Origin of the sequence: Streptomyces sp. NPDC058221, from assembly GCF_042882365.1 — a bacterium.
GTDB lineage: Bacteria > Actinomycetota > Actinomycetes > Streptomycetales > Streptomycetaceae > Streptomyces.
Genome location: NZ_JBHVWF010000135.1, coordinates 1 through 22,057, shown reverse-complemented (window position 1 = coordinate 22,057; position 22,057 = coordinate 1). Strand labels below are relative to the sequence as shown.

The window sequence follows — 22,057 nt, the reverse complement described above, 5'->3', positions numbered from 1 at the left end:
GGTTGTGCTGTCCTCTTGCGCGGGCGGGCTTGGGTGGGGGCGGGGCCCCCGCGCGGGGGCCTTAATCTCGCCCCGCCGGAGTTTGGGGACGGAACCCTCTGCCCCGGTCCCGGGCAAGGAAAAGTGGCGGAAACAGACCTTGTCACAGGCTGTCTGTGAGCCACTCCACAGCGTTCACCCGCATGGCCCACGGCCACTCGTGGCACACTGATCCTGTACCAGCAGCAGCGCACTCCGGGGTCGGTGCAATTCCGAACCGGCGGTTATAGTCCGCGACCCGTCCGCATCCAGCGGCCGGTTGACCAGGTGAGATTCCTGGACCGACGGTTAAAGTCCGGATGGGAGGCAGTGCGCGGCGGGCCGTTTCGCGGGTACGCCGCCGTCGGCGGGTGGTTTCGGGCAACCGATCCATCCGTTTTTCCGGCATCCGGCGTCCCTGCTCAGCGTCCCGTTTCATCTGTCTTCATCGACAGGCCCCGGAGTCCGTGCCCGAAGAGGCAGGAGGACCCGGTGGACACCGCAGCCGACATCACCGCAATGCGCCGAGCCATCGCGCTCGCAGCCCGCGGTCTCGGCTCCACCAGCCCCAACCCGGTCGTCGGATGTGTCGTCCTCGACGCGACGGGGCGACCGGCCGGTGAGGGCTTCCACCAGCGCGCAGGCGGTCCGCACGCCGAGATCCACGCCCTGCGCGCGGCCGGCGAGAAGGCACGTGGCGGCACTGCGTACGTCACCCTCGAACCCTGTAACCACACCGGCCGCACCGGCCCCTGCGCCCAGGCGCTCGTCGAGGCCGGGATCGCGCGCGTCGTGTACGCCGTCGGCGACCCCAACCCGCAGGCCACCGGCGGTGCCGACACGCTGCGTGCCGCCGGGGTCGATGCCGAGCAGGGCCTCCTCGCCGAGGAGGCCGAGCAGGGCAACGCCGCCTGGCTGACGTCGATGCGCCTCGGCCGTCCGCACGTCACGTGGAAGTACGCGGCCACCCTGGACGGCCGGATCGCGGCCGCCGACGCCACCAGCCGCTGGATCACCTCGGCCGAGTCCCGCGCCGACGTCCACCGGCTGCGCGCCGAGGCGGACGCCGTCGTCGTCGGCTCCGGCACCGCCCGCACCGACGACCCCCAGCTCGGCGTGCGCGGCCTCGACGGCGCGGTCCAGCCGCTGCGAGTCGTCGTCGACACCGCCGCCACGGCCGTACGGCCCGGCGCCCGGGTCCTGGACGCCGCCGCGCCCACCCTGATCGCGGTCGCCGCCGACGCCGACGCCCGTCATCTCCCCGACGAGTCCGTCCTGCGGCTGCCGCGCGCTGCGGCCGGCCTCGACATTGCCGCGCTGCTCGCGGCCCTGCACGGGCGCGGCATCCGCTCCGTGCTCCTCGAAGGCGGGCCGACCCTGGCCGGGGCCTTCGTCGCGGCGGGGGTGGTCGACCGGATCGTCGGCTACCTCGCCCCCGTACTCCTCGGCGCGGGCCCCGCAGCCCTCGCCGACGCCGGAATCTCCACCATCGCCGAGGCGTTGCGCCTCCATGTGACCGAGACCGTGCGAATCGGCCCCGATCTGCGCATCACCGCCGTCCCCGGCCCTGCCCCGAAGGGAAACTGAGTGTTCACCGGAATTGTCGAAGAGCTGGGTGAGGTCACCGCCGTCGAGAACCTCGGCGACGCCTCCCGATTCCGCCTGCGCGGTCCCGTGGTCACCGAGGGCGCCAAGCACGGTGACTCCATCGCCGTCAACGGTGTGTGTCTGACGGTCGTGGATCTCGGCGAGCAGGACTTCACCGCCGATGTGATGGCCGAGACGCTGAACCGGTCCAGCCTGGGCGCACTGCGGGCCGGCTCCCGGGTCAACCTGGAGCGGCCCATGGCGGTCGGCGGCCGGCTGGGCGGGCACATCGTCCAGGGGCACGTGGACGGCACGGGCCGCATCGTCGAGCGCAAGATCTCCGAGAACTGGGAGATCGTGAAGATCTCCCTCCCCCCGGAGCTCACCCGGTACGTGGTGGAGAAGGGGTCGATCACCGTCGACGGCGTGAGCCTGACCGTGGTGGACGCCGGACCCGACTACTTCACCATCAGCCTCATCCCCACCACCCTCGCCCTGACCACGCTCGGCCACAAGGAGCCCGGCGACCCGGTCAACCTCGAGGTGGACGTCATCGCGAAGTACGTCGAGCGGCTGCTCGGCCACCGCGCGCAGGAGCCCGAGGAGCCGGTGAAGTGAGCGCCCTGCACTGGCTGAACTCGGAGGCGTTCACCGTCTTCGGGCAGCACATCATCTGGTCCGACATGATCGGCAACACGATCGGTCTGATCGCCCTGACCCTGGGCTGGCTCCGCTCGATCTGGACCTGGCCCGCCCAGCTGCTGTCCGGCGTCGTCCTGGTCGCCGCCAACGTCTCTGTGCACCAGGCGGGCAGCGTCGGCAAGCAGGTCATCGTCATCGCCGTGGCCGTCTGGGGCTGGCAGCAGTGGACCCGGGGCAGGCAGCGGGCCCAGGACGGCTCCATCGCCGTACGGTTCGCCACCTGGCGCGAGCGCGGCTACCTGCTCGGCGGGGCCGCGGCCGGCACCCTCGCGGTCGGCGGCCTGTTCACCGCGTTCCCCTCACTCTCCTGGAGCCCGTGGGCGGACGCGTACATATTCGCCGGCACCCTCGTGGCGATGCTCGCCCAGGCCCGCGGCATGGTCGAGTTCTGGTTCGCCTGGCTCCTTGTCGACCTGGTCGGCGTACCGCTCAACTTCCACAGCGGTCTCGCCTTCTCCGGTCTCATCTACGTCGTCTACGGGGCCCTCGTCCTGTGGGGCATGCGCGACTGGTGGCTGCGTACGCGGACACCCGCTCTGGAAGGAGCCACGGCATGACTGCCCAGCCCACCTGGTTGCACCGGGAACACCCCGAGCCCGCCGAGGCCCTCGCCCTCGACCCCGTCGAGCAGGCCATCCGCGACATCGCGGCAGGCCGGCCCGTCGTGGTCGTCGACGACGAGGACCGCGAGAACGAGGGCGACCTCGTCATCGCGGCCGAGAAGGCCACCCCTGAGATCGTCGCCTTCATGATGAGCGAGTGCCGCGGACTCATCTGCGCGCCCATGGAGAACGACGAGCTGGAACGGCTCGAACTCCCGCAGATGGTCGACCACAACACCGAGTCGATGAAGACCGCCTTCACCGTCTCCGTCGACGCCTCGGCGGCACACGGCGTGACCACCGGCATCTCGGCCGCCGACCGGGCCACCACCCTGCGGATGCTGGCGGGCGGCACGGCCGGCCCCGGCGACTTCGTACGCCCCGGCCACATCTTCCCGCTGCGCGCCCGCACCGGGGGAGTGCTCGTGCGCAACGGGCACACGGAGGCGGCCGTCGACCTCGCCCGGCTCGCCGGACTGCGGCCCGCCGGGGCGATCGTCGAGATCGCGGGCGAGGACGGCGTCATGCTGCGCCTTCCCCAGCTGGTCCCGTTCGCCCGCAAGCACGGCCTCACGATCATCTCCATCGAGGACCTGATCGCCTACCGGCGCACCTCCGAGCCGACCGTCCGCCGCGAGGCCGAGGTCCGGCTGCCGACGGGCTTCGGCGCGTTCACCGCCTACGGCTACCGCTCCACCGTGGACGGCGTCGAGCACGTGGCCCTGGTCCACGGCGACATCGGGGACGGCGACGACGTCCTGGTCCGGGTCCACTCCGAGTGCCTGACCGGCGACATCTTCCAGTCCGAGCGCTGCGACTGCGGCCCTCAGCTGCACGCCTCCATGCGGCGCATCACGGATGAGGGACGGGGCGTCGTCGTCTACCTGCGTGGCCACGAGGGACGCGGCATCGGACTGGTCTCCAAGCTGCGCGCGTACGAACTCCAGGAGCGCGGCGTCGACACCCTCGACGCCAATCTGGAGCTCGGCCTGCCCGCCGACGCCAGGGACTACGCGGCCGGCGCCCAGATCCTCAAGGACCTGGGTGTCCACAGCCTGCGCCTGATGACGAACAACCCCGAGAAGACGGCCGCGGTCCTGCGGCACGGTCTCGCCGTCACCGGACGGGAACCGATGCCCGTCCAGGCCGGCGAACACAATCTGCGGTACCTGCGCACCAAGCGCGACCGCATGGGCCACGATCTGCCCTGGCTCGACGCCGCCGCGGTGTCGACCTGCGGCAACCAGTAGCAGACCAGCAGCCATCCCAGGAAACGAGCGGTAGGAGAGAACATGAGCGGCAAGGGCGCACCCGAACTGTCCGTACGCAACTGCGGTGACCTCCGTGTGGCGGTCGTCGCCGCGCAGTGGCACGAGAAGGTCATGGACGGACTCGTCGACGGCGCCCTGCGCGCCCTGCGCGAGCTGGGCATCGACGAGCCGACCCTGCTGCGGGTCCCGGGCAGCTTCGAGCTTCCGGTCGTCGCCAAGGTGCTGGCCGGGCGCGGGTACGACGCGATCGTGGCCCTCGGCGTGATCATCCGCGGTGGCACCCCGCACTTCGAATACGTGTCCCACGGCGTCACCAACGGTCTGACCCAGGTCGCGGTCGACACCGGGGTGCCGGTCGGCTTCGGCGTTCTCACCTGTGACACCGAGGAGCAGGCGCTCGACCGGGCGGGCATCGAGGGGTCCAACGAGGACAAGGGGCACGAAGCCGTCACGGCTGCCGTCGCCACCGCCACCACGCTGCGCTCGGTCAGCGAACCCTGGCGCTGAGTGCGCGCCCGGGACCCCGTATTCTAAGGACATCATGGCGAACAAAACCTTCGAAGAGCTCTTCGCCGAGCTGCAGCTCAAGGCCGCCGACGGCGACCCCTCCACCTCCCGTACCGCCGAACTGGTGGACAAGGGCGTGCATGCCATCGGCAAGAAGGTCGTGGAGGAGGCCGCCGAAGTCTGGATGGCCGCCGAGCACGAGAGCAAGGACGCGGCGGCCGAGGAGATCTCCCAGCTGCTGTACCACGTCCAGGTGATGATGGTCGCGCGCGGAATCTCGCTCGACGACGTCTACGCCCATCTCTGAGCACGACCTCCGCACACCCCGCCCGACGCTCCACACCCCTGTCGTAAAGGAAACCCGCCCTCATGCTGCGCATCGCCGTCCCCAACAAGGGTTCACTCTCAGGGCCTGCGATGGCGATGCTCCATGAGGCGGGCTACCAGCAGCGCAAGGAGTCCAAGGAGCTCGTCCTGGTCGACCCCGAGAACCAGGTGGAGTTCTTCTACCTGCGGCCCCGCGACATCGCGATCTACGTCAGCTCGGGCCGCCTGGACATCGGCATCACCGGCCGCGACCTGCTGCTGGACTCCGGAGCCGAGTCGGAGGAGATCCTCCAGCTCGGTTTCGCCCGCTCGACCTTCCGTTACGCCACCAAGCCCGGCACGGCCGCGGGCCCTCAGGACTTCGACGGGCTGACGATCGCCACCTCCTACGAGGGCATCGTCGCCAAGCACCTCGCCGACGCCGGCGTCAACGCCTCCGTCGTCCACCTGGACGGCGCCGTCGAGACCGCCATCGAACTCGGTGTCGCGCAGATCATCGCCGACGTCGTCGAGACCGGCACCAGCCTGCGCAACGCCGGCCTGGAGGTCATCGGCGAACCGATCATGAAGTCCGAGGCGGTCGTCATCCGCCGTACCGGCGCCGAGGCCGACGATCCCAAGGTGCAGCAGTTCCTGCGCCGGCTCCAGGGTGTCCTGGTCGCCCGCAGCTACGTGATGATGGACTACGACTGCCGCGTCGAGCACCTGGAGCGCGCGGTCGCCCTCACCCCGGGCCTGGAGTCGCCGACCATCTCCCCGCTGCACCACGAGGGCTGGGTCGCCGTCCGGTCCATGGTCGCCGCCAAGGAGGCGCAGCGGATCATGGACGATCTGTACGACCTCGGTGCCCGCGCCATCCTCACCACGGCCATCCACGCCTGCAGGCTCTGACGGCAGGACACGGAAGAAGACCATGTCAGCCCCCGCATCACCGACCGAACCCCCCGCACTTCCCGTCACCTTCCGGCCGACCCGCACCCGGGTGGTCCTGCTGAGTGTCGGAGTGGTGATGTTCGCCGTCATCACCGTCGTCGCCTTCACCCTGGAGCAGCTCAGTGCGGGGGAGCGGACCAGCTTCGTCTTCACCGCGCTGGTCTTCCTCGGCATCCTCGCGCTGCTCAGCCGCCCCAAGATCGTCGCGGACGACAGCGGGGTGACCGTGGTCAATCTCACCCGTACCCGGCGGCTGTCCTGGGCGGAGATCGTGCGCGTCAACCTGCGGGTCGGCGACCCGTGGGTCTTCCTCGACCTCAGTGACGGCACCAGCATGCCCGCCCTCGGCATCCAGCCCGGAATCGCCAAGGAGCAGGCCATTCGCGACGCCCGTACGCTCCGCGCGCTGGCCGAGAACCACGGCACCGGCACGGAGAACGGCTGAGCCCCCTGCCCCGTACGGCCTCTTGTTGATTACTCTGGAGGGCGGCGGCGCCCTGTGCGCCCCGCCCCCACCAGTGGTCCCCGAGACCCGCGGGGCTTTCCTGCGACCCAAGGAGTGACTCCCTCCAGCAATGGACGGATCTTCCGGTAGTACCTGCGCCGCCCCTTCTGTGGAGGCGGCGGCATGACCACCCCCCTGCTGCTTCTCACTGCGGCATTCCTTCTCATCCTCGCCAACGGGTTCTTCGTGGCAGCCGAATTCGGGCTCGTCACCGTGGAACGGGCGGACGCCGAGCGCGCCGCCGCCGAGGGCGACCGGCGGGCCCGTACCGTCGTCGACGCCCTGCGCGAACTCTCCTTCCAGCTGTCCGGCACCCAGCTCGGCATCACGATCACCTCACTGGTGGTCGGCATGCTCGCCGAGCCGGCGCTCGCCCAGCTGCTGGAGAGTCCCCTCACCCTGACCGGTCTCCCCGACGGTGCCGTCCCCGGCATCAGCGTGGTGATCGGCATGCTCCTCGCGGCCGCCGTCCAGATGGTGATCGGCGAACTCGTACCGAAGAACTGGGCGGTCTCCAAGCCGCTCCAGGTCGCCCGGTTCGTCGCCGGGCCCCAGCACCGGTTCACCATGGTCTTCCGGCCCGTGATCGGGCTGCTGAACACCGTCGCCAACCGGCTGGTGCGGCTCCTCGGCGTCGAACCGGCCGACGAGCTGGCCTCAGCCCGTACCCCGGGGGAGCTGGTCTCCCTGGCCAGGCACTCCGCCGAGGCCGGCACCCTCGAACAGGACACCGCGGATCTCTTCGTACGGACCCTGTCGCTCGCCGGCCTCACCGCGCAGCACGTCATGACCCCGCGGGTGAAGGTCAGCGCCCTCCAGTCCTCCGCCACCGCGGCGGACGTCCTCAACCTCACCCGGGCCACCGGCCTCTCCCGCTTCCCCGTCTACCGGGAGCGCATCGACGAGGTCGTCGGCATGATCCACCTCAAGGACGCGCTCGCCGTCCCGGCCCGCGACCGGCTGCGGACGCCCGCCGGACGGATCGCGGTGCCGCCGCTGCTGGTGCCGGAGACCCTGCCCGTCGAGCAGCTCCTGCAGCGGCTGCGCAAGGAACAGCCGATCGCCGTCGTGGTCGACGAGTACGGCGGCACCGCCGGTGTCGTCACGCTCGAGGACATCATCGAGGAGCTCGTCGGCGAGGTCAGGGACGAGCACGACGCCGAAGGAGCCGACCGCCCCGAGCTGGCCCCCGCAGCCCCCGAGGACGGCAGGCCCGCCTGGGACGCCGAGGGCAGCTGCCGGGTACTCACCCTGCGGCGGATAGGACTCGACGTACCCGACGGCCCGTACGAGACCGTGGCCGGTCTCGTCGCCGATCTGCTGGGCCGGATCCCCGCCCCCGGGGACCGGGCCGAACTGCCCGGCTGGCGGATCTCGGTCCGCCAGGTCGGCCACTACCGGGCCGAGAAGGTCCGCTTCGTGCGGCTGGCAGGGGTCGCTGACCCGGTCACCGCCGGACCGGCCGCCCGCGGTGTCCTGGAGGCCGCACGATGAGTCTCGTCCAACTGCTGTTCGCCGGACTTCTGGTCCTCGCGAACGGCTTCTTCGTCGGCGCCGAGTTCGCACTCGTCTCCGTACGTCGCAGCCAGATCGAACCGCTCGCCGCAACCGGGTCCAGCAGGGCCCGACAGGTGCTCTACGGCCTGGAGAACCTGCCTCAGATGATGGCCGCCGCCCAGTTCGGTATCACCATCTGCTCACTCACCCTCGGCGCCGTGGCGGAACCGACCGTCGCCCAGCTGCTGGAGCCGGTCTTCCACGCGGTGCATCTGCCCGAGGGGCTGATCCATCCGCTCGGCTACGTGCTGGCGCTGGTCTTCGTCGTCTTCCTCCATCTCGTCATCGGCGAGATGGTTCCGAAGAACCTGGCGATGGCGGCCCCGGAGAAGACCTCGCTGTGGCTCAGCCCCGGCCTGGTCGGCTTCGCCCGGCTCTGCCGCCCGGTCACCTCCGCGCTGGGCGCCTGCGCCCGGCTGGTGCTCCGGCTCTTCGGCGTCGAGCCCAAGGACGAGGTGGAGGCAGTCTTCACCAGCGAGCAGCTCAACCGGCTGGTCGAGGACTCAGGTCAGGCCGGGCTCCTGGAGCCGGACGCGCAGGAACGGCTGGAGGACGCACTGGAGCTGGGCAGCAGGCCAGTCACCGACGTGCTGCTCAGCCGGGCGTCCCTGGTGACGGTCGACCCGTCCGTCACCCCGCACCGGATCGAGGAGCTCACGGTGCGGACCGGCTACTCGCGCTTCCCCGTCTGCGCCGAGGGCGGCGGCCCGTTCATGGGCTACCTGCACGTCAAGGACGTCCTCGATCTGGAGGACCGTGAGCGCGCGGTCCCGCAGCACGTGTGGCGCCCGATGGCGACGGTCCGGGCCGAACTCCCGCTGGACGACGCCCTGACCGTGATGCGCCGCGCGGCGACGCACCTGGCCCAGGTCGCGGACGCGTCGGGCCGGGTACTCGGCCTGGTCGCCATGGAGGACGTTCTGGAGATGCTGGTGGGCGAGGTACGCGACCCGGCCCACCGGGTCACGGAACCGCGCCGCACGGAGGAGAAGAAGACGGACTCGGACGAACTCACGGCGTTGGTCGGCTGACCCGCGCACGATCCTCGACCGCCGGACGGGAGCCACGTTCCGGTCCGGGTGGGAATCTCGCCCAGTCCGGGTGGAAGCGTCGCTCCGGTCCGGGTGGAGATCTCGCCCTGCCCGGGCGGCAAATCAAGCCCGTCCGGCGTTCGAGGACGGAGCGGCGCTGCCCCGGGCCGCCCTCGCCCCCTCCCCGGCGCAGCCGACCCGCCCGGCCTACGCCGCCGGCGGCCGCCGCCCCGACAACACCTCGCCGTACGCCTGCATCAGATCCGGCAGCCGCAGCGTCGCCAGATCGTCCCGCGTCGGCACCGACGCATAGCCCGACAGCCGCAGATCCCGGTATGCGCAGCTCTTCTCGTACAGCGTGCGCAGGAACCGGCCGTTGCCCAGCTCGTCGAGCCAGCCCTGGTCGACGACATGGCCGCTGATGGAACGCAGCTCGTCGAGTGACTCCTCGTCCCACACGTCCCCGTTCTCCGCCGCCAGGACCTCGCCGATCGAGGTGAGTTCCAGCGGGCGGTAGCTGGGGAAGTCCACCCGGGTGGTGAAGCGCGAGGACAGTCCGGGATTGGTGGCCAGCAGCCGGTCCATGCCCTCCGGGTATCCCGCCAGGATGACGACGAGATGGTCCCGGTTGTCCTCCGCCCGCTTGAGGAGGACCTGCAGCGCCTCGTCGCCGTACGCATCGCCCTTGCTGTAACCGGTGTTCGAGAGGCTGTACGCCTCGTCGACGAACAGCACCCCGCCCAGTGCGGAGTCGATCAGCTCATTGGCCTTCACCGCGGTCTGGCCCAGGAACTCGCCCACCAGATCCGCCCGTTGGGCCTCGACGAGATGGTCACCGCCGAGCAGGCCCAGCGCGTAGAACACCCGGCCCAGGATGCGCGCCACGGTCGTCTTCCCGGTGCCGGACGGTCCGGAGAAGACGAAGTGCCGCTTCGGCGGCTGTACGGGCAACCCCTGACCGGCCCGCAGCCGCGCCATGTTCAGCTGCGCGGACAGCGCCTTGACCTGCCGCTTCACCGGTTCCAGCCCGACCATCCGCTCCAGCTCGGCCAGCGCCTCGGCGAGCAGCACCGGATCGCTGGAGCCGGCCGGGAAGGCCTGCGGCGCGGGCTGTCCCGGGACCGCGGTCTTCTCCCGCGCCCCGCCCGGTGGCGGTACCGCGACGCCCGGCAGGTCCTGCGGCTCGCCGCCGGGACGCAGCTCGCGGCCGTCCACCAGATCGGTGCCCAGCACCGAGTCGCCGTCCGGCTGGCTCTCCGCGAAGGTGCCGTCGGCGCCGAGGCCGGTCAGGGACACGGCGGCGGGCCCGGACACCTCGTCGGAGCCGTCGAGACCGTCGTAGTCCGCGATGGCGGCCAGCCGGGCCGAGGTGTCCATGAACGCGGGGTCGATCCGGTGCACCGCCCGGTACAGGGGCAGCGCGGCGGCGCTGCGGCCGGTGCCCTCGTGCGCCCGGGCCAGCCAGTAGCGCAGTTCCTTGCGCTGCGGCTGCTCGCTGCGGCAGCGCATCAGCGCGGTGGAGAGCAGCGGTTCCGCCTGCCCGTACATTTCCAGCCGCACCCGCGCCATACCGCCGAAGAGCCCCGCCTCGATGCCCAGCAGCGGATCGTCGATCAGCTGCTCCGTATGGCGTACGAGCTGTTCCCAGTCCTTGACCAGGTAGGACCGGCAGGCGTGCAGGAAGCGGACCTGCGCGTCGGCGTCCACCGGCGGCAGTCCGGCCAGGGCCCGGTCGAGCTCCGGCACATGGCGTCCGTCCAGCCAGTGCGAGGCGTGCGCCAGCAGCAGATCGCGTGGGCTCTCCAGTACCGGCTGTACCCACCAGCCGAGCCAGTACCAGGAGTTCAGTGTGCGGCGATGACGGCCGCGCTGTTCACCGAAGCGGTCTCGGTGGCGGTACATGTGCAACAGCGCGGTCGTGGTGTCGACCCGCAGCGCATGGAGGCCCAGCCAGGCGTCCGCCATGCCGGGGTCGAGCCGCACCGCAGCTCTGAATTCCTCTTCGGCCTGCGGATAGGCGCCCATCGTGTAGGCGTCCACGCCGCGCAGCCAGGCGAGGCCGGCCGGGGCCTGCGCGCCCTGCGTGCCGATGTCCATCAGGTCCCCCACAAACCGTGCCCCCAGGATGTCCCGCCGCACGACCGCACGCCGAAGCGCGCCGAATCACTGTGCCATGGACGGGAATTGACCGCACCGAGAGGCATCGTACCTGCGCAGGGAGTGTCCGACTAAGGGCGCCGCAGGCCGAAGGGTGACCGTGACCCAGGGTGAGCGGGGTGGAGTGGACTGCGGCCGGAAAAGAGCGCCGAGCACAGAACGAAGCCCCCGATCACGGGGGAACAACCGGGGGCTTCGCGTCTGCGGGGGCTCCGAAAAGCCGCACATTGAGAACGTAAGACCTGTACCGCCCCCGGGTCAAGCAGAGTTGAGGCACTTCCGGGCCGATTTCCGACTGCTCAGTATGGTGACTCCGGATGATCACGTTGGGTGACGGAATGGTTCGCTCCTGCTGTCGTGCCGGGTCCCTCCAGCCACTCGTATCCCACAGGCAACTGGCGTACCAGCGCATCGGCCGACGGGCGGGAGGGATCGGCCGAGAAGTGAGCCCTTTCGGCAGCGGTCCAGTCGTCCCAGAACGTTGTCAGGGCCGGCCCGTCCCGCCGCCGGCCGCGCTCCCAGGACTCCCCGGCGGGCAGGTCCATCCACAACAGGTGGGCGAGGAAGGGCCGCAGGGCCCGCCGGCCGGCGCCGACCCCCTCGACGAGAACCACCGGGGCGGGCTCCACGATGCGCGGCGGACCGAAGCTGCGGGCCGTCCAGTCGTACGGCTCGTAGCGCGCACGGTTGCCGTGCGACAGCGGCTCGACGACCTGCTCCGTGAGCCTGTCCGTCCAGCCGAAGAACGCCTCATGGCTGGCCAGATCGTCCAGGTGCAGTACGGGTGCGTCGTCGAGCACTCCCGCGAGCCGGGCGGCGAAGGTGCTCTTGCCGGACCCCGCGTGGCCGTCGACGGCGATCAGCCGGACCGGTCCGCAGGACGGCGGCAGGGTGCGCAGCCGTGCGGCGTGGCGCGTGAGGTCGTTCATCCGCCCAGCGTACGAGCCGCCGGGAAGCAGCCGCAGGTCACGTCAGTGGTCGAGACCAATATTGGTCGCGCGGCACGAGTCGAATCGCTGGCCGAACCGGGGGACGACCCGCAATAGTTGGCGCACTGTCGTGCACCTGAAGCCCCATTCCGCTTACGACCGGGGGTCTCGCCCATGCCCAGTCCGACCTCACGCAGAACCGTGCTCACCGCCGCCATCGCGGCAGCGGCCGGCACCGGAGCGTTGTCGTCCGCCGCTTCCGCCGCGGCCGCCGCTCCTTCCCGTAACCCGCACCACGCACCTACGGCGGCAGCCTCTCCCGTGGACAACCACTCCTGGAGTACGTACACCGACTGGCGCTGCGGTTCAGGCGCCGGGACCCGCGCCGTCGCGGGCCGCCGGGCGGGGCTGGTAATCGGCCATCCGCTGGGACGTACCGACTACACCGACCCGCACACCGGCACGACCGCCTCCTGGGAGTACGCGACCTGGACCTCGCCGGTCCACCGCTCCGCCGTTCCCGCCACCGAGGTGATCGCCTCCTGGAACGCGGACACCCCGGCCGGCACCTGGATCCAGATCGAGCTGCAGGGCGGCTACTCGGACGGCACCGGCACGCCCTGGTACGTCATGGGCCGCTGGGCGGCGGGTGACGGCGACATCCGCCGCACCTCCGTCGACGACCAGAGCGACGGCAAGAGCTCCATCTGGACCGACACCTTCTCGGTCGACGACGCGGCGAGCGGCCTGCGGCTCCTCACCTACCGGCTTCGGCTGACCCTGTACCGCACCCCGGGCACCCGTCTCACCCCCACGGTGTGGCGGGTGGGTGCGATGGCCTCGGACATCCCCGACCGCTTCACCGTGCCCGCCAGCACCCCCGGGCTCGTCAGGGAGCTGCCGGTGCCGCGCTACTCGCAGAACGTGCATGTGGGGCAGTACCCCGAGTACGACAACGGCGGCGAGGCGTGGTGCAGCCCCACCTCCTCGCAGATGATCATCGAGTACTGGGGGCGCAGGCCCTCCGCCGAGGACCTCTCCTGGGTCAAGCCGGGTCTTGAGGACCCGCAGGTCTGCCACGCGGCGCGCTTCACGTACGACAACCAGTACGAGGGCTGCGGCAACTGGCCGTTCAACGCCGCCTACGCGGCGACGTACGAGGACATGAGCGCCGTGGTCACCCGGCTCGGCTCCCTGAAGGACCTGGAGACCCTGGTCCGGGCGGGGATTCCGGCCATAACGTCGCAGTCGTTCCTCAAGGAGGAGCTGACCGGCGCGGGCTACGGCACCTCCGGCCACCTGATGACGGTGATCGGCTTCACCGCCGAGGGTGACGTGATCGCCAACGACCCCGCGTCGCCGAGCGACGAGGCGGTGCGGCGCGTCTACAAGCGGCACGAGTGGGAGACGATCTGGCTCCGCACCAAGCGCTACAACGCCGACGGCGGTGTGGTCTCCGGCACAGGCGGCGTCTGCTACCTGTACTTCCCCGCGCACCCGACTCCCGCCCAGCGCCGGGCTCTGGCGGCTGTCGGCATCCGCTGACGCGGTCCGGCTCCCCCGGGGCAGTGACGCAGATCTCTACCCCGGGGGCCGGTCGGGCTGGCACTGTGGTCGGGTCCTCGGGGGACACCGACCGTCGACCGAACGAGATGCCATGACCGCGACTGCCGCCGCAACCACCACTCCTGCCCGCCGCCGCGCGCGGACCGGCGGGCCCGGGGACCACTCGAAGCTGCTGGAGCATGTCCTGGGCTGGACGCTCGTCGTGGTCATCGCCATGTTCGTCACGCAGATCGGTCTGATGTGACCTGCCGGCGGATGTGATGGGGGCGGGGAGCCCGCCCGGCTCCCCGCCCCCGTCACGCCCGCTGCGCCGACGTCAGTTGATCGCCTTGATCAGTTCGCCGTCGGTGGTGTCACCGCTGAGCTCCCAGAAGAACGTGCCGCCGAGGCCCTGCTCGTTCTTGTAGTCCATCTTGGTGCCGATGGTGGCCGGGCTGTCGTAGCTCCACCAGTTGGTGCCGCAGAGTGCATAAGCCGTGCCGCCTACGGTGTCGGTGGCGGGGCAGCTGTTCTTGAGGACCTTGTAGTCCTCGATGCCCGCCTCGTACGTACCCGGGGCGGCGCCGGTCGCCGTGCCGCCCGGCTCGGCCTGGGTGACGCCGGTCCAGCCGCGGCCGTAGAAGCCGATGCCGAGCAGCAGCTTCGACGCGGGGACGCCCTCGGCCTTCAGCTTGGCGATGGTCGCCTCGCTGTTGAAGCCGTCCTTGGGGATGCCCGAGTAGGAGTTCAGCGGGGAGTGCGGGGCTGTCGGGCCCTGGGCGTCCCAGGCGCCGAAGTAGTCGTACGTCATCGGGTTGTACCAGTCGACGTACTGTGCGGCGCCGCCGTAGTCGACGGAGTCGAGCTTGCCGCCGTCGGAGGCGTCCGCGCTGATCGCCGAGGTGACCAGGTTGTCACTCCCGAACTTGGAGCGCAGGGCGGACAGCAGGTTGCCGTACGCGTCGGGGCCGCTGGTGTCGCACGTCAGACCGCAGTCGTTGGGGTACTCCCAGTCGATGTCGATGCCGTCGAAGACATCGGCCCAACGCGGGTCCTCCACCAGGCTGTAGCAGGAGTCGGCGAACGCGGCCGGATTCTGCGCCGCCTCTCCGAAGCCGCCGGACCAGGTCCAGCCGCCGAAGGACCAGAGGATCTTGAGGTCGGGGTGCAGCTTCTTCAGCTTGCGCAGCTGGTTGAAGCTGCCGGCCAGGTCCTGGTCCCAGGTGTCCGCGACCCCGTCGACCGACTGGTCGGCGGTGTAGGTCTTCTCGTAGTCGGCGTAGGAGTCGCCGACGGTGCACTTGCCGCCCTGGACGTTGCCGAAGGCGTAGTTGATGTGCGTGAGCTTGTCGGCCGAGCCCGACGTCTCGATGTTCTTGACGTGATAATTGCGGTCGTAGACACCCCAGTCGGTGAAGTAACCGACCACCTTGCTGCCGGCCGCTGCGGGGGCGGCAGCTGCCGCAGGCGCGGCGGCGGCCTGTGGGGCGGCGGGTGCCGCGCCGGCGGATCCGGTACCCGCGACGCCCAGCAGGGCGGCGCCCAGGGCGGCGGTACACGCGGCGGCGGCGAGCGCCCGGAGGCGGGTTCCCGGGCGATGCAGTCCGATCATCGTTGCTCCTCGTGGGGGAGGGGACTTGCCGGTGGGTGACCGGCTTTCGGCGCTCGCACAGCATTGGCATGAACGCGGAAAGCCGGTTCGCTGGGAACCGTAGATGGACTAGACCAGTGAGGTCAATGGTTCGGACCAATCTCGGGAGCTGCTCCTGTCTGCCGCGGCCCGCTGCCGGGAGGGACCTGGCACCCGGTGACGGATACCGTCCGATCGGGCATACTCAAGCCGCCACAGCCGCTGACCCGCGCCTCTCGTAATCCGGGAGGGCAACATCGGCTGGACAGCAGTGTTTTCGGGCCACGCCCGGAGATCCCCCGGCGGCGCCGCTCACACCCCGAGCGCGTGACCGCCGCAATGCCCGACAGGGAGGAGAGCGCCGTCATGTCCGACCGTGCCCCGCAGTTGGTGGAACGCCGTCTGCCCACCGAGGAGTCCAGGCAGCTCATCGCGCTCGTCCGCGACATCGCCCAGCGGGAGATCGCGCCGCGGGCGGCCGAGGAGGAGGACGCCGGACGGTTCCCGCGCGAAGTCTTCACGCTGCTCTCCGAGTCCGGCCTGCTCGGGCTGCCCTACGACTCGGCCCACGGCGGCGGCGACCAGCCGTACGAGGTGTACCTCCAGGTCCTCGAAGAGCTCAGCTCCGCCCGGCTCACCGTGGGGCTCGGCGTGAGCGTCCACTCCCTGGCCTGCCACGCGGTCGCCGGATACGGCACCAAGGACCAGCAGGCCGAGCGCCTCCCGGCCATGCTCGCGGGCGGCCTGCTGGGCGCCTACTGCCTCTCCGAGCCCGCCTCGGGCTCGGATGCCGCCTCGCTGCGCACGAAGGCCGTACGGGACGGCGACGGCTGGGTCATCACCGGCACCAAGGCGTGGATCACCCACGGGGGTGTCGCCGACTTCTACACCGTGCTGGCCCGTACCGGCGAGGACGGTGCCCGCGGGATCACCGCCTTCCTCGTTCCTGGCGACGCCGAGGGGCTGAGCGCCGCCGTTCCCGAGAAGAAGATGGGGATGAAGGGCTCGCCGACCGCCCAGCTCCACTTCGACGGCGTACGGGTCCCGGACGTGCGCCGGATCGGCGAGGAGGGGCAGGGCTTCGCCATCGCGCTGTCCGCGCTCGACTCCGGGCGGCTGGGCATCGCCGCCTGCGCCATCGGAGTGGCCCAGGCCGCACTGAACGAGGCCGTCGCCTATGCCACCGGGCGCAAGCAGTTCGGCCGGCCCATCGCGGACTTCCAGGGCCTGCGGTTCATGCTCGCCGACATGGCCACCCAGATCGAGGCGGGCCGGGCGCTCTACCTGGAGGCCGCAAGGCTGCGTGACACGGGCAGCCCGTTCTCGCGGCAGGCGGCGATGGCCAAGCTGTTCTGCACGGACGCCGCGATGCGGGTCACCATCGACGCCGTCCAGGTGCTCGGCGGATACGGCTACACGCTGGACTTCCCCGTCGAACGGCTCATGCGCGAGGCCAAGGTGCTCCAGATCGTCGAAGGCACCAATCAGATCCAGCGCATGGTCATCGCCCGCCACCTCGCGGGTCCCGAGTCGCGCTGACCCGCAGCGGCCGCTCCGACCACACCGGTGTCGTCATGATCCTGTTCCACTCCTGGTCGTGCCGGCCCGGCAGGGTCCTTCCCGTGCCCTCCCAGTGCCGGAGCAGCGCCCGGTAGATGGGCGGATCGGTCGAGTGGGGCACCGGGCGCGGTGCCTGACGGGGCGGTTCGGACTGCGGCGCCGGTGACGATCCGGGCTGCGGAACCGATTCTTCGGAGGCCGGAACGGCGAGACGGCGGCGACCGGGGCCGGCCGTGGAGTGCAGCAGGGTCATGCCAGGCCAACGCCGCGGGGCGGGGCCGGGTCACTGTCCGGCCGATTCGGGCGCCCGTTCGCCAGGTTCCCCCGGCCGGACCAGGGCGTCGCTCCGGTCCCGCGCACTGCCCGCACCCCGCCGGCCGGGCCGGTGGGGTGCGGGCAGGTCTTCGGACAGTCAGCGGTCCCGCGGAGGCGGGGGACGGGTTCAGGCGGCGTCGCGCCGGAGCTGGTGCGGCACCCGCAGCGGGCGTGAGCCGGCCCCGCCGGCGTGCGAGAAGGGCTGCATCCTCCAGTCGAGCCCCTGAGGGAGCGTCAGCAGCAGGGCCGTTTCCTGCTCCTGGACCTCGGGTGACTCGTCGGACGGCAGTGCCTCCGACGAGTCGCGGCCGGTACCGGCGCACACCGTGAGTACGAACGGGTTCCACGGAGTCGGGCACAGCGCGTGCTCCGGCAGGGCGTCCTCGTCCGCCAGGAGTGCGATCGGCTGCGCGCAGTCCGGGCAGGTCACCCGGTACATCTCACGTGTGTCGTACGCGTCGGGAGCGGTGTCCTCGAACGGATCAGCAGGCTCCGGTTCGGTACGTCCGGTGAGCTTCAGGCTCTGCATGGGAAATTCCCCCCTCGGGTGGGCCGACAAGGCGCCGCGGCCTCGACCACAGCAAGCACTTCCCGTCGCGGATCGGCCGTAACCGCGAGGTGCTCGGCTACCGACCCGTAAACCTGTGGCATTCGTCACATGCCCGCCGAAGGTGCCCTCCGGTGGCTCCTGCGGCTGTGCTTGGAGGGACCCGGGGCCATAGATTGATCCATATGGAGGAGCTGGACCGTCAAATCGTGGAGTTGCTCGTCAAGGACGGGCGGATGAGCTACACCGACCTGGGCAAGGCCACCGGCCTGTCCACCTCGGCCGTTCATCAGCGGGTCCGCAGGCTGGAGCAGCGCGGGGTGATCCGGGGTTATGCCGCGGTCGTCGACCCCGAGGCGGTCGGTCTGCCGCTGACCGCGTTCATCTCGGTCAAGCCCTTCGACCCCAGCGCCCCTGACGACATCGCGGAGCGGCTCGCCGGCGTCCCGGAGCTGGAGGCGTGCCACAGCGTCGCGGGCGACGAGAACTACATCCTGAAGGTGCGGGTCGCCACGCCGCTGGCGCTGGAGCACCTGCTCACCCGGATCCGCTCGCTGGCCGGCGTCTCCACGCGCACCACGGTCGTCCTCTCCACTCCGTACGAGGCGCGGCCGCCGCAGATCTGAGGGGGCCGCGCACGGAGCGCATGCCGGCAGGCGGGAGACTGGTCCCCATGACCGAGAGCACCGCCCCCCAGAGCGAACACCGCACCGTGCTGCTGCGCGGTGGAGACGTCCACAGCCCCGCCGACCCCTTCGCCACCGCCATGGTGGTCGAACGGGGCCATGTCGCCTGGGTGGGCTCCGAAGGGGCCGCCGACGCCTTCGCCGGCGGCGTCGATGACGTGATCGACCTCGACGGGGCACTGGTCACCCCCGCGTTCACCGACGCCCATGTGCACACCACGTCGACCGGGCTTGCACTCACCGGCCTCGACCTCTCGGGCGCCCGCACCCTCGACGAGGCACTCGCTCTCGTACGGACGTACGTGGCGGCGCACCCCGCCGACCGGGTGGTCATCGGACACGGCTGGGACGCCACGCGCTGGCCCGAGCAGCGGCCGCCCTCGCGAGCCGAGCTCGACCGGGCGGCGGCCGGGCGGCCGGTCTATCTGCCCCGGATCGACGTGCACTCGGCGGTCGCCGGCACCGCACTGCTGGACCTGGTCCCCGGGATCGCCTCACTGGCCGGATATCACCCGGAGGAGCCACTGACCGACGCCGCCCACCACGCGGTGCGCGCGGCCGCCCACGGCGCCGTCTCGCCGCAGCAGCGCGCCGACGCCCAGCGTGCCGCGCTGGCGCACGCGGCCTCCCTGGGCATCGGCACGGTCCACGAGTGCGGGGGCCCGGACATCTCCGACGAGGAGGACTTCACCGCGCTGCTGAAGCTCGCCGCCGGTCAGCCCGGACCGCGGGTCTTCGGCTACTGGGCCGAACAGGTGGCCGGCGAGAAGGACGCCCGGCGCATCCGGGAGCTCGGCGCGGTCGGCGCCGCCGGAGACCTCTTCGTCGACGGCTCGCTCGGTTCGCACACCGCCTGTCTGCACGAGCCGTACGCCGACGCCCCGCTGACCGGCGTCCCCCACCTGGACGCGGGGCAGATCGCGGCCCATGTCGCGGCCTGTACCGAGGCCGGGCTGCAGGCGGGATTCCACGCCATCGGCGACGCGGCGCTCACGGCCGTCGTCGAGGGCATCAGGGCCGCCGCCGAGAAGGTGGGCCTGGGCCGGGTGCGTGCCGCGCGGCACCGGATCGAGCACGCCGAGATGCTCACCCCCGAGACCGTCGCCGCTTTCGCGGAGCTGGGCCTCACCGCCTCGGTCCAGCCCGCCTTCGACGCCGCCTGGGGCGGCGAGGAGGGCATGTACGCCCAGCGGCTGGGTGCCGGGCGGGCCGGGACCCTCAACCCGTACGCGGCCCTCCTGCGGGCCGGTGTGCCCCTCGCGTTCGGTTCGGACAGTCCGGTGACCCCGCTGGACCCGTGGGGGACCGTGCGGGCCGCCGCGTTCCATCGGACGCCCGGGCACCGGATCTCCGTACGGGCCGGCTTCACCGCCCACACCAGGGGGGGCTGGCGGGCCGTCGGCCGCGACGACGCGGGCACCCTGGTGCCCGGCGCCCCGGCCGACTACGCCGTCTGGCGCACCGAGGAACTGCTGGTCCAGGCACCGGACGACCGGGTCGCCCGCTGGTCGACCGATCCCAGGTCGGGGACGCCCGGTCTGCCCGATCTCAGCCCGGGGGCCGAACTCCCGGTCTGCCTGCGCACGGTCGTCTTCGGACAAACTGTCTACGTACGGCCGAACGAGTGACGTGCGGACATTTCGTACCGCCGATCGAAGGTGCCCCGGTTCTCCCACGACCTGGGGATCTCCGGTACTGACCAGGCAAGTTCGGTAAACGACGCAGGTCAGGCAACTATTGACAGAATGCGCCCACCGGCCGGTAGGTTCGGCCGAGTCCACCACAGGACGTCCGACCGGTTAAACCTCCACGCAGTCGTCGAACGCCGCTGGGTCATGGGGTGGTGTGCCGCACCGGCACACCACCACTGACAGCCAGGTTCAGCGCCCGCGCCTCGGGGGCGAGGGAAGGTTTCAGCCGGACGGAGGGTGCGACCCGGGTGGGGCCCGGACGTTCAGTAGACAACGGCTCTAGGTCGACCCGCAGCCGGCGGGTCCCAGGTCGGCCCGAAGGACGCCGGGCCCCGATCCGCAGTTCTGTCCGTACTTCCGCTCTTCTGTCCGCCGCCGCTTCGCCGGCCGCCCCACCGGGTCGGTCTGCGGCCCCGCCACGCTGGATATGGTGTGCATCTGCGTACGGACTTAAGGGGCAGTAAGTGAACGACGGCGGTCAGAGGCGATACGGCCCGCTCGGCAGGACCTTGGTGATCATTCCGACCTACAACGAGGCCGAGAACATCAAGCCGATCGTCAGCCGGGTGCGCGCCGCCGTGCCGGAGGCCGACATCCTCGTCGCCGACGACAACAGCCCCGACGGCACCGGCAAGCTCGCCGACGAACTGGCCTCCGCGGACGAGCAGGTCCATGTCCTGCACCGCATGGGCAAGGAAGGGCTCGGCGCGGCCTACCTCGCGGGATTCCGCTGGGGGATGGACCACGACTACGGCGTGCTCGTCGAGATGGACGCGGACGGCTCCCACCAGCCCGAGGAGCTGCCCCGGCTGCTCACCGCGCTCAAGGGCGCCGATCTGGTGCTCGGCTCCCGCTGGGTCCCGGGCGGGCGGGTGGTCAACTGGCCCAAGTCCCGCGAGATGATCTCCCGCGGCGGCAGCACGTACTCACGGCTGATGCTGGGGCTCCGGACGAGGGACGTCACCGGCGGATACCGGGCGTTCCGCACGGAGACCCTGCAGGGGATCGGGCTCGACGAGGTCGCCTCCCAGGGCTACTGCTTCCAGGTGGACCTGGCGCGCCGTTCGATCGAGGCCGGTTATCACGTCGTCGAGGTCCCGATCACCTTCGTGGACCGGGAGATCGGTGACTCCAAGATGAGCCGGGACATCCTCGTCGAGGCGCTGTGGCGGGTGACCGCCTGGGGCGTCACCACCCGTACGAACCGGGTCCTCGGGCGCCGGACGCCCTGACGCGTCGCGCCGGACGATCTTCACCCCCTTACCGCGCCCGGACGCGCGGCCAGGCACACTGGGGGCATGACGACCGGCACACCGCCCCCGACCGCCCGTCGGCGCTCCCGCGCCCGGACCTTCGTACCTCTTGCCATCGCCGCCTGGGTGGTGCTGGAGATCTGGCTGCTCACCGTGGTGGCGGATGTGGCGGGCGGGCTCACCGTCCTGCTGCTCCTGGCCGCCGGTGTCGTGCTCGGGGCGGTGGTGATGAAGGCGGCCGGCCGCCGCGCCTTCCGCAATCTGACCGAGACGCTTCAGCGGATGCCGGGGCAGCCGGGAGCCGATGGCTCCTCTCCTGCCGCCCCGAGCAGCAGGGGCAACGGCTTCCTGATGCTCGGCGGACTGCTGATCATGATTCCGGGGATGATCTCGGACGTCGCCGGACTGCTGCTCCTGGTGCCGCCGGTCCGGTCGGCACTCAGCAGGTACGCGGAGCGGTCGCTGGAACGCCGGGTGCGCGCGGCGAATCCGGGCGGTCTCTCGGACGCCTTCCAGCAGGCCCGTATGCACAGGCCCGACGGAAAGGTCGTCCAGGGCGAGGTGATTCGCGAGGAGGACCCCACGCGCCCCGACGAGAACCCCCGCCCTCCGCTGACGCCGTAACCCCGAGCAAGCCGGTCCGGGCGGAAAACCAAGGCCGTCCAGGGCAGGAACAGAGCCGCGGGCCGCGACACACAAGGTGT

At 71.1% G+C, this 22,057-nt stretch carries 21 protein-coding genes and 1 riboswitch; of the genes, 17 read left to right on the top strand and 4 right to left on the bottom strand.

What is annotated here, in order from left to right:
- Positions 1–225 precede the first annotated feature (225 nt).
- Positions 226–356, top strand: a riboswitch (FMN riboswitch).
- 154 nt (positions 357–510) lie between these two features.
- The 10 genes from ribD to ACFVW8_RS31160 all read left to right on the top strand — a co-directional run bounded on the left by ribD (position 511) and on the right by ACFVW8_RS31160 (position 9,040).
- On the top strand, positions 511–1,605 hold the full coding sequence (gene ribD, locus ACFVW8_RS31205) for a bifunctional diaminohydroxyphosphoribosylaminopyrimidine deaminase/5-amino-6-(5-phosphoribosylamino)uracil reductase RibD (protein WP_389695917.1): 1,095 nt from the start codon (positions 511–513) through the stop codon (positions 1,603–1,605).
- Positions 1,606–2,223: a riboflavin synthase gene (locus ACFVW8_RS31200; RefSeq protein ID WP_389695915.1), complete on the top strand. Its 618-nt coding sequence runs from the start codon at positions 1,606–1,608 to the stop codon at positions 2,221–2,223. It begins immediately after the preceding gene.
- Positions 2,220–2,864, top strand: coding sequence for a nicotinamide riboside transporter PnuC (locus ACFVW8_RS31195; protein ID WP_389695913.1), 645 nt, complete (start codon positions 2,220–2,222; stop codon positions 2,862–2,864). Before ACFVW8_RS31200 ends, ACFVW8_RS31195 begins: the two co-directional genes overlap by 4 nt.
- Positions 2,861–4,159: a bifunctional 3,4-dihydroxy-2-butanone-4-phosphate synthase/GTP cyclohydrolase II gene (locus ACFVW8_RS31190; RefSeq protein ID WP_389695911.1), complete on the top strand. Its 1,299-nt coding sequence runs from the start codon at positions 2,861–2,863 to the stop codon at positions 4,157–4,159. The genes ACFVW8_RS31195 and ACFVW8_RS31190 overlap by 4 nt, the downstream gene beginning before the upstream one ends.
- A 42-nt stretch (positions 4,160–4,201) precedes the next feature.
- Positions 4,202–4,687: a 6,7-dimethyl-8-ribityllumazine synthase gene (ribH, locus tag ACFVW8_RS31185; RefSeq protein WP_389695909.1), complete on the top strand. Its 486-nt coding sequence runs from the start codon at positions 4,202–4,204 to the stop codon at positions 4,685–4,687.
- Positions 4,688–4,721: 34 nt separating this feature from the next.
- Positions 4,722–4,994 (top strand): phosphoribosyl-ATP diphosphatase, encoded by a 273-nt coding sequence (locus ACFVW8_RS31180; protein ID WP_073739434.1) that lies wholly within the window; start codon positions 4,722–4,724, stop codon positions 4,992–4,994.
- Between the two features lie 62 nt (positions 4,995–5,056).
- Positions 5,057–5,905, top strand: a complete 849-nt coding sequence (gene hisG / locus ACFVW8_RS31175) for an ATP phosphoribosyltransferase (protein WP_389695907.1) — start codon at positions 5,057–5,059, stop codon at positions 5,903–5,905.
- A 22-nt stretch (positions 5,906–5,927) separates the two neighbouring features.
- Positions 5,928–6,392 carry a PH domain-containing protein gene (locus ACFVW8_RS31170; RefSeq protein WP_389695905.1) on the top strand — a complete coding sequence of 155 codons (465 nt, stop codon included), beginning with the start codon at positions 5,928–5,930 and terminating at the stop codon, positions 6,390–6,392.
- Between the two features lie 183 nt (positions 6,393–6,575).
- Positions 6,576–7,946, top strand: a complete 1,371-nt coding sequence (locus tag ACFVW8_RS31165; RefSeq protein WP_389695903.1) for a hemolysin family protein — start codon at positions 6,576–6,578, stop codon at positions 7,944–7,946.
- A complete protein-coding gene (locus tag ACFVW8_RS31160; protein ID WP_389695901.1) occupies positions 7,943–9,040 on the top strand; it encodes a hemolysin family protein in 1,098 nt (365 codons plus the stop codon). Before ACFVW8_RS31165 ends, ACFVW8_RS31160 begins: the two co-directional genes overlap by 4 nt.
- A gap of 207 nt (positions 9,041–9,247) precedes the next feature.
- Here ACFVW8_RS31160 and ACFVW8_RS31155 read toward each other — a convergent pair whose 3' ends face one another.
- Complete coding sequence (locus tag ACFVW8_RS31155) at positions 9,248–11,137, bottom strand: AAA family ATPase (protein WP_389695899.1); 1,890 nt, start codon at positions 11,135–11,137, stop codon at positions 9,248–9,250.
- Positions 11,138–11,496: 359 nt separating this feature from the next.
- Complete coding sequence (locus ACFVW8_RS31150) at positions 11,497–12,126, bottom strand: uridine kinase (protein ID WP_389695897.1); 630 nt, start codon at positions 12,124–12,126, stop codon at positions 11,497–11,499.
- 174 nt (positions 12,127–12,300) lie between these two features.
- Between ACFVW8_RS31150 and ACFVW8_RS31145 the strand changes: the two genes are divergently transcribed.
- Both ACFVW8_RS31145 and ACFVW8_RS31140 read left to right on the top strand, forming a co-directional pair.
- Entirely contained in the window at positions 12,301–13,671 is a 1,371-nt protein-coding gene (locus ACFVW8_RS31145; RefSeq protein WP_389695895.1) for a peptidase C39 family protein, read from the top strand.
- 112 nt (positions 13,672–13,783) lie between these two features.
- Entirely contained in the window at positions 13,784–13,936 is a 153-nt protein-coding gene (locus ACFVW8_RS31140) for an SCO1431 family membrane protein (RefSeq protein ID WP_389695893.1), read from the top strand.
- 72 nt (positions 13,937–14,008) lie between these two features.
- Here the strand turns inward: ACFVW8_RS31140 and ACFVW8_RS31135 are convergent, their stop codons facing one another.
- A complete protein-coding gene (locus tag ACFVW8_RS31135; RefSeq protein WP_389695891.1) occupies positions 14,009–15,283 on the bottom strand; it encodes a glycoside hydrolase family 18 protein in 1,275 nt (424 codons plus the stop codon).
- Positions 15,284–15,667: 384 nt separating this feature from the next.
- Between ACFVW8_RS31135 and ACFVW8_RS31130 the strand changes: the two genes are divergently transcribed.
- Complete coding sequence (locus ACFVW8_RS31130; protein WP_389695889.1) at positions 15,668–16,840, top strand: acyl-CoA dehydrogenase family protein; 1,173 nt, start codon at positions 15,668–15,670, stop codon at positions 16,838–16,840.
- 463 nt (positions 16,841–17,303) lie between these two features.
- Here the strand turns inward: ACFVW8_RS31130 and ACFVW8_RS31125 are convergent, their stop codons facing one another.
- Entirely contained in the window at positions 17,304–17,705 is a 402-nt protein-coding gene (locus ACFVW8_RS31125; protein WP_389695887.1) for a hypothetical protein, read from the bottom strand.
- Between the two features lie 203 nt (positions 17,706–17,908).
- On the opposite strand from ACFVW8_RS31125, the gene ACFVW8_RS31120 reads away from it, so the two are divergent.
- From ACFVW8_RS31120 to fxsA, 4 genes are all read left to right on the top strand, one after another.
- Positions 17,909–18,349 (top strand): Lrp/AsnC family transcriptional regulator, encoded by a 441-nt coding sequence (locus ACFVW8_RS31120; protein ID WP_389695885.1) that lies wholly within the window; start codon positions 17,909–17,911, stop codon positions 18,347–18,349.
- Between the two features lie 47 nt (positions 18,350–18,396).
- Positions 18,397–20,037 (top strand): amidohydrolase, encoded by a 1,641-nt coding sequence (locus tag ACFVW8_RS31115; protein WP_389695883.1) that lies wholly within the window; start codon positions 18,397–18,399, stop codon positions 20,035–20,037.
- A 527-nt stretch (positions 20,038–20,564) separates the two neighbouring features.
- Positions 20,565–21,332: a polyprenol monophosphomannose synthase gene (locus tag ACFVW8_RS31110; RefSeq protein WP_389695881.1), complete on the top strand. Its 768-nt coding sequence runs from the start codon at positions 20,565–20,567 to the stop codon at positions 21,330–21,332.
- A 66-nt stretch (positions 21,333–21,398) separates the two neighbouring features.
- Positions 21,399–21,977: an FxsA family membrane protein gene (gene fxsA / locus ACFVW8_RS31105; protein WP_389695879.1), complete on the top strand. Its 579-nt coding sequence runs from the start codon at positions 21,399–21,401 to the stop codon at positions 21,975–21,977.
- The last annotated feature ends 80 nt before the right edge of the window (positions 21,978–22,057 follow it).